Source organism: Parasphingomonas puruogangriensis, from assembly GCF_036663635.1.
GTDB lineage: Bacteria > Pseudomonadota > Alphaproteobacteria > Sphingomonadales > Sphingomonadaceae > Sphingomonas.
In genome coordinates, this window is sequence record NZ_JAXOJI010000003.1 from 374,759 (window position 1) to 386,974 (window position 12,216).

Here is a 12,216-nt window from a genome sequence, read left to right on the forward strand (position 1 = left end):
CGTCTTAGAAAGCGGCGCGGATCGTCACCTGATACAGCGGGCCGGCATTTTCGCGCTCCAGCTCATATTCATCGACATTGCCGGTGCGGCGGTTGTTGAGAATATCGGTGACCGAACCGCCGTCATATTTGCGGAACGTCTCGGACTTGGTTCGACGCAGGATGTCCTGCACCGAGAAGCGCAGCACGAGATTCTTGCCCAGCCGCTTCTCGACGAACGCTTCGAGATCGGGATCGTATTTGAGCTCGACCGTTTCGTCGAAGTTCGATTCGGTCGCCTTGCTGCGGCCCGAGATCGTCGCGCCGAAGCTCGCGTCCAGCCCGGTCAGCGTCTGGATGAAGCCGACATTGTAGACATGGTGCGGCTGGTTGTTGAAGCGGCGCTTTTCGTTGGTGAAAGGATCGGTCACTTCGCTGTCGAGATAGGTGTAGTTGGCGAAGATGCCGGTATCGGGCATGCCGACTGCGGTGAGCGGCGTCGACAGGTCGATCTCGAACCCCCAGGTCTTGCCGTCGCCGATATTCTGCGGCGTGAAGCTTTGACCTTCCTCGTTCTTGGGGTTCTCGCCGGTCGCAACCAATTCGATCACATCGGTGATATCGCGGTAGAAGAAGTTGATCCCGGCCACGCCGCGCCCGCCGATGCGGCGTTCGTAGCCGACGTCAAGGCCCCAGGCGCGTTCGTTCTTCAGCGATGGATTGCCGGTCGTCACATCATCGTCGCCCGGCGTTTCATCGTCCTCATAGGGCGAGATCAAGTCGTAATTCGGCCGTCGCACAGTGCGCGCGCCCGAGATGCGGAACTGATCGAGCGCGGTCGGTGCATAGCGCAGGTGGAGCGAGGGATTGAGCATCTCGGTCTCGTAATCGGTCGTCGCAACGTCGTCGCTCGATACCGAGCGGCGCGTGATCTCGTAACGCAGGCCGGCATCGACGGTGATCTCGGGCGTCGGCGTCAGCGTGAGGCGGGCATACGGATCATAGCGGTCTTCCTTGATCGTAAAGATGCGGCTCTGGAAATCGCCGTCGTTCAGACCGTTGCGATCCTTGTGCAGCAGATCGATGCCGACCTTGAAGCGCGCCGCATCGCCGCCGAAGCCGAGATTGACGGTGCCGGTATATTCGTCGTCCTTGATCTTGATGCTGCTGACTTCGTCGAGCTCGAGATCGGTCAGGTCGTCCTCGTTTTCGCCGACCATCACGGTGGACTTGGTATCCTCGCGATAGCCCGACCAGCCCGCCGCCAAGCCAAGCTCCACCGCGCCGAGCGGAATGCGCGCGTCGCTGCTCAGCGTATAGGTCTGCTGGTTGATGTCCTCGAGCTGCGTTTCGATCCCGTCGAACGCCAGGTCGCTGTCCTTGTAGGTTACCGAGGATTCATATTCCTCGCGATTGGTGTCTACGAAGAAGCCCTGCAGGCGGAAAAAGCCCTTGTCGCCGAAGTCGGTGCGGATCTCGGCGCTGCCGGAAAGATCGCTGCCGTCGCGCGTATCGGCCTGCAGCTCGGTATCCTTGAACACCGCATTGGTTTCGTCGAGCGCACCCTCGGCGACATCGTCGAAGCGCAGCGAGACCTTCTTCTTGGGGTTGCGGCGTTCCTGATAGTTGAGCGCCCCCCAATAGGAGGTGTTCTCGCCGATCCGCCCGGCATAGGCCGCGCCGAGCGACGGACGGACCTTGCCATCCTTGTTGATCAGCGCGCCGGCCTTGGCGAAGCCGCCTTCGAACGTCGCCGCTTCCTTGGTGACGATGTTGAGCGTGCCGGCCACGCCTTCGCTCGGCTGATCGGCGCGCGGCGAACGCACGATCTCGATCTTCTCGACCAGTTCGGCCGGGATGCGATCGACGAAGAAGCTGCGATCGGCCTGACCGCCCGGCGCGCGGCGGCCGTTGATCAGCACCTGGGTATAGCCAGCGGGCAGGCCACGGAACTGCGGGCCGTCATATTCGAGCACGTCGGAGGTGAAGGTTACGCCGGGCACGCGCTTGAGCATCTCGCCGACCGAGACGGGCTCGAAGCGCTGGAAATATTCCAGGTCGTAGGACAGCACCGGGTTGACGTCGGCGGTGCGGTTGCGGAACGCGATCGTGCCGGTGACGATGATGTCGCTGGCGTCTTCGGGCGCGGCAGGGCCAGCGGCGGGGGCGGCGGAATCCGCCGGCGTGGTCTGGGCGTTGGCCGCCAGTGGCAGCATCAGCGCCGCGACCGCGCAGCCGGCGAGAAGAATAGTCGATTTGCTCATCAGGAGCCCCCGGTAAAAATGTTCTGGATTTGACCGGCGGCAACACTGCTGCCACGGCCCCCACGGGCTTGGCTGCTAGGGTTTGATTATGACGGCATCGCGCGATCTGTGTTTCAGTTTGATGGCAATGGCGCTTTTTACGAGCGTTGCAGGCTGCGCGCCGGGCGAAATTCCCGTGGCGACGCGCATCGCCAACGCGCTGCCCGCCAAGGCGGTGCCGGCGTCGGGCGAGACGGCGGCCGTCGCCACCGCCAATGCCGATGCGGCGGACGATCCCGCGATCTGGCGCAACGCCGCAAACCCTGCGCAGAGCCTGATCGTCGGCACCGACAAGAAGGCCGGGCTGTACGTCTATGGGCTGGACGGCACGGTGCGCGACTTCACCGATGCCGGCCGCGTCAACAATGTCGATCTGGCCGAGCATGACGGGCGCATCATCGTCGCGGCAAGCGATCGCAACGATCCGCTGGTCGGCCATATCGCGCTCTATGCGCTCGACAAGGCGACCGCCAAGCTCAGCCCGCTTGGCCGCGTGGCGAGCGGCGCGGGCGAGGCGTACGGCATCTGCCTGTATCGCGATGCGACCACGCTTTACGCCTTCATGGTGATGAAGGACGGCACGATCCGCCAGGTCGCGCTCGATCTGACCGGCGCAACGCCGGTGGGTCGCATCGTCCGCACGATGAAGCTCGGCACGCAGTCCGAGGGCTGCGCGGTCGATCCGGCCAGCGCGCGGCTGTACGTCGCGGAAGAAGATGTCGGGCTGTGGCGCTTCGATGCGCGGCCGACCGGGGCGGTCGATCCGGTCAAGGTCGCCGCCGCCGACGGCAAGGCGATCGTCGCCGATGCCGAGGGCGTGGCCGTGGCCGATGGCTATGTCATCGTCTCCAGCCAGGGCGACAATGCCTATGCCGTGTACCGGCTGTCCGACGAAGCCTATGTCGGCCGCTTCCGCATCGCCGCGGGCGCGTTCGGCGCTACCGAGGAAACCGACGGCATCGAACTGGCCGCCGGCGATTTCGGCCCGGCCTATCCCGATGGCCTGTTCATCGCCCAGGACGGCGCCAATCCGCCCCGCGCGCAGAATTTCAAGCTGGTACGCTGGGGCGCGATCAAGGCTGCGCTCGGCCTGTAGGGCGCCGCGTCTTTAGGCGCCCGAGATAGCGGCGTGGCGTCGTCCGTCGCCAGCCGCTACAGCGCCGCCATGCTCCGTATTACCGAACTAACCTTGCCGCTGTTCCATGCCGACGAGGATCTGCCCGCGGCGATCTGCAAGCGGCTGCGCATTTCCCCGCGCGAGCTGATCAAGCAGGTCGTGGCGCGGCGGGCGCACGATGCGCGCGACAAGGCCAACATCCTGTTGGTCTATTCGGTCGACGTGAACGTGAAGAACGAGGATGCGGTGCTCGCGCGCTTCCGCAAGGACCGCAACGTCCAGCGCACGCCGGATACGCGCTATCGCTTCGTCGCCCAGGCGCCGGCGGATGCGCCGCGGCCGGTGGTGATCGGCGCAGGCCCGTGCGGCCTGTTCGCTGGCCTCATTCTGGCCCAGATGGGCTATCGGCCGATCATCCTCGATCGCGGCAAGGTGGTGCGCGAGCGGACCAAGGATACTTGGGGGCTGTGGCGCAAGGCGGTGCTCAATCCCGATTCCAACGTGCAGTTCGGCGAGGGCGGGGCAGGGACGTTTTCGGACGGCAAATTGTGGAGCCAGATCAAGGATCCGCGCTATCTCGGGCGGAAAGTGCTGACGGAGTTCGTCAAGGCGGGTGCGCCGGCGGAGATTCTGACCGAGGCGCATCCGCATATCGGCACGTTCCGGCTGGTGACGATGGTGGAGAGCATGCGCGAGACGATCGAGGCGCTGGGCGGCGAATATCGCTTTTCTACGCGGGTCGATGGGCTGGATCTCACGACCGACGGCGGTGGCGCGCGGCGGGTGCGCGGGCTGCACCTGCAGGACGGCGGCTATCTCGAGGCCAGCCATGTGGTGATGGCGATCGGGCATAGCGCGCGCGATACGTTCGCCTTGCTCCACGATCAGGGCGTGCATGTCGAGGCCAAGCCCTTCTCGATCGGCGTGCGTATCGAACATCCGCAAAGCTGGATGGATGACGCGCGGTTCGGTCCGTGCGCGGGCAATCCGATCCTCGGCGCGGCGGATTACAGCCTGTCGCATCACTGCGCCAATGGCCGCACCGTCTACAGTTTCTGCATGTGCCCGGGCGGCACGGTGGTCGCGGCGACGTCCGAGCCCGGCCGCGTGGTGACCAATGGCATGAGCCAATATTCGCGCAACGAGCGCAACGCCAATTCCGGGCTGGTCGTCGGCATCGATCCGGCGCGCGACTATCCGGGCCACCCGCTGGCGGGCATCGCGCTGCAGCGCCAGTGGGAATCCGCCGCCTATGTCGCCGGGGGCTCCAGCTATGCCGCGCCGGCGCAGAAACTGGGGGATTTCATGGCCGGGCGGGCGTCATCGGCGCTGGGTTCGGTCGTGCCGTCGTACAAGCCGGGGGTGACGCTGACCGATCTGGCGGAATGCCTGCCCGATTTCGCGGTAACGGCGATGCGCGAGGCGCTGCCGGTGTTTGGGCGGATGATCCCCGGCTACGATCATCCCGATGTGGTGATGACCGGCGTGGAGACGCGCACCTCGTCGCCGGTGCGCTTCACGCGGGGGGAGGATTTCCAGAGCCTCAATACCGCCGGGCTGTTTCCGGCGGGGGAAGGGGCGGGTTATGCCGGGGGGATTTTGTCGGCGGCGGTCGACGGGATCAAGGTGGCGGAAGCGGTGGCGCTGAGCATCGGTCGGGCGGCGGGCTGACGGGGGGCGCCGCACCCTTCTTCGTCACCCCGCACTTGTTCGGCGCTTGTACCATCCGAACATATACTCCCCAGTTCTCCTGCGAACGCAGGAGCCCAGGAGTCCCGAACGCCGTCTCCCGTAACCCTGGGCTCGTGCGTTCGCAGGAGAACCGCGGTTAAAGGTCGGAATGGGATAACCGCCGGCTTTGTCCGGGGTGACGGCGGGTTCGCCCTACGACAACGTCGCCAACGCCTCCCGCCGGAACGGCTCGAGCTCGTCCGTCCGCCCTTCCTTGATCTTGCTCGCCCACAGCGGATCCTGCAGCAACGCGCGCCCCACGCCGACGAGATCGAAATCCCCGCGATCGAACCGCCGCAACAGTTCGTCCAGCGCCGCCGGCTCCGATCCCTCGCCGCCGAACGCGGCGATGAACTCGCCCGACAGACCAACCGAGCCGACGGTGATGGTCGGCTGCCCGGTCAATTTCTTGGCCCAGCCGGCGAAATTGAGGTCCGATCCGTCGAATTCCGGCTCCCAGAAGCGGCGCTGCGAGCAATGCAGGATGTCCGCGCCGGCATCGACCAAGGTGCCGAGCCAGGCCTGTAGCTCGTCCGGCGAATTGGCCATGCGCACGGCATAATTCTGCTGCTTCCACTGGCTGATGCGGATGATGATCGGATAATCCGGCCCGACCGCCGCGCGCGTCGCCTTCAGAATTTCCGCGGCGAATTGCGAGCGCTCGACCAGGGACGGGCCGCCGAACGGATCGTTGCGCTCGTTGGTGCCTTCCCAGAAGAACTGGTCGATCAGATAGCCGTGCGCGCCGTGCAGTTCGATCGCCTCGAAGCCGAGCCTTTTGGCATCCGCCGCGGCCTGCGCGAAGGCGGCGATCGCATCGGCGACCTCGTGATCGGCCATCGCCTCGCCGAATTGCTTGCCCGGGCGCGCGAGTCCCGAGGGGCTGTCATAGGCGCCGGGCGGGGTCCAGCTGTCGTGCCGCGTCTTGACCGCGCCGACATGCCACAATTGCGGCGCCATCACGCCGCCCACCGCGTGCACTTCGTCGATCACCTTCTGCCAGCCGGCCAGTTCGCGCTCGCCGTGAAAGCGCGGCACATCGGGATCGTTGAGCGAGGCGGGGCGATTGACGCCGGTGCCTTCCGACACGATCAGCCCGACATCCGCTGCCGCACGCCGTCGGTAATAGGACGCGACCTCGTCAGTGGGGATGCCGCCGGGCGAATGCGAGCGCGTCATCGGTGCCATGACGATGCGGTTCTTCAGGCTGAGCGACTTGTACGTGAACGGCGAAAACAAAGCGGCAGCAGTCATTGTGTACCCTCTCGTTCGATCGGTATCGCCGATACTATGCCTGCAAGGATGGCGATAGGGGGTTTTAGACGCCGCGGTATGCCTGCGACCAGGCGATGCGCTCGTCGTCGGTAAGCGCCGGCGTGACCGAACGATGCGATCGCGCGGATTCTGCCGCAGCCTCGAGACAGGCCATTACCGCAATGGCTTGCACAGGCGGAACCGGATTCGGCGCAGCGCCACGCAGCGCGTCGACAAGGTGGGCGTAGAACAGGCGCTGATCGCCGGGCGTTGCGGCGATCTCCCGCTGGCCGCCGTTGCCGTCATGCAGGATCAACGGATCGGGATCCGCACCCCAGCCATCGGCGCCGGGCGTCATGCCGGCGAGCAATTGCTGTTCCTGCACATCGGTGCGCTGCTTGACGATACTGCCGGCCGCGCCGTGGACGATGAAGCGCGGCGATCCACCGGCGGCGAGCATGCTCGCCTGCAGCACGACGCGCGTGTCCGGATAGTCGAGCACGACATGCGCCCAATCGTCCGAGCGTGCCCCCTGGCGCAGCACGGCGAGATTGCCGGCGACGCGTTCGGGGAGGCCGAACAGCAGCAGTGCCTGATCCAGCAGATGCGGCCCGAGATCGAACCAGATGCCGCTGCCCGGGCCATCGCCTTCGCGCCAGCGATCGCGGACCTCAGGGCGGAAGCGATCGAAGTGCGATTCGAAGTGTTTGACTGCGCCGATCACGTCGTCGGCGAGCGCCTGGCGGACGGTGAGAAAGTCGCTGTCGAAGCGGCGGTTGTGAAAGACGGTCAGGAGCCGGTCGTGCCGCAGAGCGGTGGCGGCAAGCGTGCGGGCGGAGGCGAGGTCGAGCGTGAAGGGCTTGTCGACCACGACATGCTTGCCGGCCTGGAGCGCGGCTTCAGCGAGCGGGGCATGGCTGTCGTTCGGCGTGGCGATGACGACGAGATCGACGTCGGGCGAAGTCGCGGCTGCCAGCGGTTCGGCGACGACGGTGATACCGGGCAGGTCGGCATGCACCTTGGCGGCGTCGCTGGAGCCAATCAGGCACAGGTCCAACCCTGGCACGGCGCGGATCAGTGGCGCGTGGAACGTTTTGCCGGAAAAGCCGTAGCCGATCAGGGAAACGCGCATCGGGGCTGGGTTCATTAAAAGCCTCACGGGCAGCCTGCTCCCCGGCGAAGGCCGGGGCCCAGTCGCGGCGCGGCCGGTAACCACGCGCTGCGCACGATCACGTCAACCTGCGCAACTGGGCCCCGGCCTGCGCCGGGGATCAGCGTCGGTTTACGCCGCCGCCGCTTCGCGCCGCGGCAATTTCCAACCTGGCCTTACGAAGTGGCACGTATACCCGTTCGGCAGCCGCTCGAGATAATCCTGATGCTCGGGCTCGGCCTCCCAGAAATCACCCAGCGGCGCGACTTCGGTCACCGCCTTGCCCGGCCACAGGCCCGAGGCGTCGACATCGGCGATGGTATCCTCGGCCACCGCCTTCTGCTCCTCGTCCGCATAGAAGATCGCCGAGCGATAGCTCACGCCGACATCGTTGCCCTGACGGTTGGCGGTCGAGGGATCGTGGATCTGGAAGAAGAATTCGAGCAACGCGCGATAGGTCGTCTGCGCGGGGTCATAGACGATCTCGATCGCCTCGGCATGGTTGCCATGGTTGCGATAGGTGGCGTTGGGGACCTCGCCGCCGGAATAGCCGACGCGCGTGGAGACCACGCCCGGCAGCTTGCGGATCAGATCCTGCATGCCCCAGAAACAACCCCCGGCAAGGACGGCGCGCTCGGTGCTCATGCGACATTCTCCACTTGGTTGAGATATTGGCCGTAACCCTCGGCCTCCATATCGTCGCGGTGGACGAAACGGAGCGAGGCGGAATTGATGCAATAGCGCAGGCCGCCACGATCGCGCGGGCCATCCTCGAACACGTGCCCCAAATGGCTGTCGCCATGTTTGGAGCGCACTTCGACGCGGCGCATGAACAATGAATTGTCGCTCAGTTCGGCGACGTTGGCGGGCTCGATCGGCTTGGTGAAGCTCGGCCAGCCGCAGCCGGATTCATATTTGTCGGCGCTGGCGAACAAGGGTTCGCCCGAGACGATATCGACATAGATGCCGGGCTCCTTATTGCCGAGCAACGCGCCGGTGCCGGGGCGTTCGGTGCCGCTTTCCTGCGTCACGTGATATTGCTCGGGAGTCAGCGCGGCGATGGCGTCCTGGTTCTTGCTGTAGCTGGTCATGGCGGCCTCCGTTTCGAGCCTGAAGATGGGGGTTCGCGCGCCCCGCGACAAGCTATCCGCGCAGCAGCGTCCACCCTTGCGGCAGGTAATCCACCGACATGTAGAAATAGAAGGCGCAGGAGCCGTCGCGGCGATAGCTGCCGCCCTTGAGGATGCCGAACGCAGTGCCGCCGCTGAACACCGGCGAACCGCTATCGCCCGAATTGCACGTCGGCCCGGCGACGGTGACCCAGGTCGGCAGACAGGCGCCGCCGCAGATATCGCCGGCCGGCGCGAAGTCGGTCAGTTCGACCAAGGCGCAGCTATAACCGGTGCGCTCGCCGCGATGGCACACGACGTCCCCCGAGCGCGTGCCGGCCCGCGTGCGCTGCCCGGTGACCGCGCGAACCCGCGTTTTGGCGGTGTCGGCGTAGAAGGTCGGCGGCAGCGGCTGGGCGCTGGCGTTGATCTGCACGTCGCGATAGCCCCAGCCCCATTGCCCGACATAATCGAGCGGCAGCAGCCCCGCTTGGGGATCGCGATAGCTGATCTGGTCGAGGCAATGCGCCGCCGTGGCGACGGCGTCGCGCGTGCCATCGGTGACGGTGAAGCCGGCGGTGCAGACATAGCGTTTGCCGTCGGCCGGGCTGACCCCCTCGAGCCGCGCGCCGCCGGCCATGTCCATGTTGCGATCGACCTGGTTGAGGATGCGGATCTGCACCGGCACGCCGGCAATGCCCTCGAGCTTCGCCTTCAACGCCGCCGCCCCGCCACGCGCCTGCGCGCTGGGCACGATCACGACGAGTTCGCCGGTGCGCGGATCGAAGCCGATGCCGGGCGCACTTGGCAGCGCGGCGCGGATCGCCGCCTGATGCCAGGTCAGCGCCCAGATACCCTGCTCGCGCGTGCCGCGCGCGCCGGTCGCGAACGTCACCGGCACGGTCATCGCTTCGGTCTTGATCCGCGTCGGGCGCACCGGCGTATCGCCGGTCAGGTGGACGACGATGCGGTAATCCGGGCGATGCTCGATGACGATGCCGGCCAGCCGGTCACGATATTTCTCGGCCAGCTTGTCCGTCGCGGCGACGCTTTGCTGCTGCGCGACAAGCCGGCGCACCGCTTCGTCGACCGGCACGCCGAACTGGCGGGCATAGTCCGCGCCGTCCTGCGCCAACGCATCGTCCGGCGCCTGCAGGATCGGCGCGGGCAGCGCGACGGCGCTATCCGGCGCGACGCGCGCCGGCACCTGCGGCGTGGCGGCATAGGCGGGCAGCGCGAGCGCCGCCGCCATGGCCATCAAGAAACGCAAGCCGTTCAATCCTCGCGCTTCGCGCCATCGAGCAAGCGCTCGCGTCGCACGACTGCCTGCGCGCTCGCCTCGCGCTCTGCCTTGCACCGCCCGAACGCCGCGCGATTGGTATCGGCGACGACTGCCGCCGCATTGCGCGCCTTGGCTTTGCGAACGCGGCGAAGGTTGACGATCTCCGCCACCTAAATTCCTCCCCCAACGGGGGAGGGGGACCGTTCGCGTTCTTCACGCGAATGGTGGAGGGGCAGCCAAGCAGCGCTACCGTTCGGGGCTGCCCCTCCACCACTGCGTGGTCCCCCTCCCCGTTCCGGGGAGGACTTAAACACGCACGTCCTTGGCGATCGCGTCGAGCAGCCCGTTGACGAAGCCCGCTTCGCGCTTGTCGAAGAAAGCATGCGCGACATCGACATATTCGGTGATCACAGTCGCGGCCGGCACGTCGGCGCGGGCGAGCAATTCATAGCTGCCGGCGCGCAGGATCGCGCGCATCGATTTGTCGAGCCGGGCCAGCGTCCAGCCGGTCGACAGCTTGGCCGCGATCGCCGCGTCGATCTCGTCGCGGCGCGCGGTCGCGCCCTTGACGATATCATCGAAGAAATCGACTTCCGCCTCGGCATATTCGGCGTCCTCGATCGTCGCGCCGAGCCGGTGCTGGTGGAATTCGTGCAGCAGGCTGGGCACCGGCGTGCCCTCCATATCGTGCTGGTACAGCGCCTGGACGGCGGCAAGACGGGAAGCGGCGCGCGCCTGGCTGCGGGCTTTGGTGCGGGGATTGGGGGAGGTCATGGGCCGGGCCTATAGAGGATGGCGTTCCAAAAATGAACCTGCTTAGCCGGAGGGGCGAGGGAGTGGGTTAGGCCCTTCCGATCTTTACGCTACCGTTCTCCTGCGACAGCAGGAGCCCAGAGTTGCGAACGCAGTCTCCTGTGATCCTGGGCCCCTGCTTTCGCAGGAGAACGAAAGGGGCGGCTGACGGCCCTCAGAGCCGCAGCGCGACCGACTTGGCATGGGCCGGCAAGCCTTCGGCTTCGGCCAGCGCCACGGCCGCCGGTCCGATCGCGGCAAGGCTCGCCGGATCGAGCTGCAGGAAGCTTGTCCGCTTCATGAAATCGAGCACCGACAAGCCACTCGCGAAGCGCGCACGCCGCCCGGTCGGCAGCACATGGTTCGGCCCCGCGACATAATCGCCGATCGCCTCGGGCGTGTGCCGCCCCATGAACACCGAGCCGGCATGGCGAATACGATCGAACAGTGCCTGTGGATCGTCGCAGGCCAGTTCGAGATGCTCGGGCGCCAGCCGATCGACCAACGGAATCGCTTCTTCCAGCGTAGCGGTGACGATGATCGCCCCGTTCGCATCCCACGCGGCGCGCGCGGTCTGCGCTGTCGAGAGCGTACCGATCTGCAGGTCGACCGCCTCTTCCACGGCACGCGCGAAGGCGGCATCGTCGGTGAACAGGATCGACTGGCTGGTGGGATCGTGCTCGCTCTGGCTGAGCAGATCGGCGGCGATCCAGTTCGGGTCATTCTGCCCATCGGCGACGACGACGATCTCGGACGGCCCGGCAACCATGTCGATGCCGACCACGCCGTATAACTGCCGCTTGGCCTCGGCCACCCAGGCATTGCCCGGGCCGGTGATCACGTCGACAGGCGCGATCCGCCCGGTGCCGTAGGCCAGCGCCGCGATCGCCTGCGCACCGCCGACGCGCCACATTTCGGTGACCCCGGCGATATGCGCGGCGGCGAGCACCAGCGGGTTGATCTCGCCATTGGGGGTCGGCGTGACCATGGCGATCCGCGTCACGCCGGCGACGCGCGCCGGGATCGCGTTCATCAGCACCGACGACGGATAGGCGGCGCGGCCGCCGGGAATGTAGATCCCCGCCGCCTCGATCGCGTTCCACCGCGCACCAAGCCGGACGCCGGCGTCGTCGGTGGTGTCGCTGTCGGCGGGGCGCTGTTTCTCGTGATAGGCCGTGATGCGCGCGGCGGCGAGCTCGAGCGCATCGCGCAACGGCGCGTCGAGACTCTCATAAGCGGCGAGCCATTCGCTCTTTTCGATCCGCCAGCCGGTGTCGTTCAGATCGTGGCGATCGAACTTCTTGGTGAAGGCGGCCAATGCGGCATCGCCTTCGTCGCGCACGCTGGCCACGATCGTGCGAACGTCGCGCGCGACGTCGGCGTCCGCTTCGCGGCGCGCGTTGACGAGCGTGGTGAAGGCGCGGTCGAACGCGGGGTCCGAAGTGGAGAGGCGGATCAAATCCCCCTCCCACTTGTGGGAGGGGTTAGGGGAGGGCGTGT

The 12,216-nt window shown here is 66.5% G+C and carries 11 protein-coding genes; 2 read left to right on the forward strand and 9 right to left on the reverse strand.

All coding sequences use genetic code 11. From position 1 onward, the window contains the following. Positions 1-4 precede the first annotated feature (4 nt). Positions 5-2,242, reverse strand: coding sequence for a TonB-dependent receptor plug domain-containing protein (locus U1739_RS10490; protein ID WP_332707654.1), 2,238 nt, complete (start codon positions 2,240-2,242; stop codon positions 5-7). A gap of 88 nt (positions 2,243-2,330) precedes the next feature. On the opposite strand from U1739_RS10490, the gene U1739_RS10495 reads away from it, so the two are divergent. Next, on the forward strand, positions 2,331-3,377 hold the full coding sequence (locus U1739_RS10495) for a phytase (RefSeq protein ID WP_332707657.1): 1,047 nt from the start codon (positions 2,331-2,333) through the stop codon (positions 3,375-3,377). A gap of 69 nt (positions 3,378-3,446) precedes the next feature. Beyond that, on the forward strand, positions 3,447-5,069 hold the full coding sequence (locus U1739_RS10500; RefSeq protein WP_332707970.1) for an NAD(P)/FAD-dependent oxidoreductase: 1,623 nt from the start codon (positions 3,447-3,449) through the stop codon (positions 5,067-5,069). A 213-nt stretch (positions 5,070-5,282) separates the two neighbouring features. Here the strand turns inward: U1739_RS10500 and U1739_RS10505 are convergent, their stop codons facing one another. From U1739_RS10505 to hisD, 8 genes are all read right to left on the reverse strand, one after another. Further along, on the reverse strand, positions 5,283-6,383 hold the full coding sequence (locus U1739_RS10505) for an NADH:flavin oxidoreductase (protein ID WP_332707660.1): 1,101 nt from the start codon (positions 6,381-6,383) through the stop codon (positions 5,283-5,285). Between the two features lie 64 nt (positions 6,384-6,447). After that, positions 6,448-7,515, reverse strand: a complete 1,068-nt coding sequence (locus U1739_RS10510) for an oxidoreductase (protein WP_443025536.1) — start codon at positions 7,513-7,515, stop codon at positions 6,448-6,450. A 150-nt stretch (positions 7,516-7,665) separates the two neighbouring features. Further along, the gene (gene msrA, locus U1739_RS10515) at positions 7,666-8,178 is read right to left on the reverse strand and encodes a peptide-methionine (S)-S-oxide reductase MsrA (RefSeq protein ID WP_332707666.1); all 513 of its coding nucleotides are present in this window, start codon (positions 8,176-8,178) and stop codon (positions 7,666-7,668) included. Beyond that, positions 8,175-8,624, reverse strand: a complete 450-nt coding sequence (gene msrB / locus U1739_RS10520; RefSeq protein WP_332707668.1) for a peptide-methionine (R)-S-oxide reductase MsrB — start codon at positions 8,622-8,624, stop codon at positions 8,175-8,177. Before msrB ends, msrA begins: the two co-directional genes overlap by 4 nt. A 52-nt stretch (positions 8,625-8,676) precedes the next feature. Then, positions 8,677-9,912: a chymotrypsin family serine protease gene (locus U1739_RS10525; protein WP_332707671.1), complete on the reverse strand. Its 1,236-nt coding sequence runs from the start codon at positions 9,910-9,912 to the stop codon at positions 8,677-8,679. A gap of 5 nt (positions 9,913-9,917) precedes the next feature. Continuing rightward, positions 9,918-10,094, reverse strand: coding sequence for a DUF4169 family protein (locus U1739_RS10530; protein WP_332707674.1), 177 nt, complete (start codon positions 10,092-10,094; stop codon positions 9,918-9,920). Between the two features lie 136 nt (positions 10,095-10,230). Then, positions 10,231-10,698: a transcription antitermination factor NusB gene (gene nusB / locus U1739_RS10535; RefSeq protein ID WP_332707677.1), complete on the reverse strand. Its 468-nt coding sequence runs from the start codon at positions 10,696-10,698 to the stop codon at positions 10,231-10,233. Between the two features lie 193 nt (positions 10,699-10,891). Beyond that, complete coding sequence (gene hisD / locus U1739_RS10540; RefSeq protein WP_332707680.1) at positions 10,892-12,175, reverse strand: histidinol dehydrogenase; 1,284 nt, start codon at positions 12,173-12,175, stop codon at positions 10,892-10,894. Positions 12,176-12,216 lie beyond the last annotated feature (41 nt).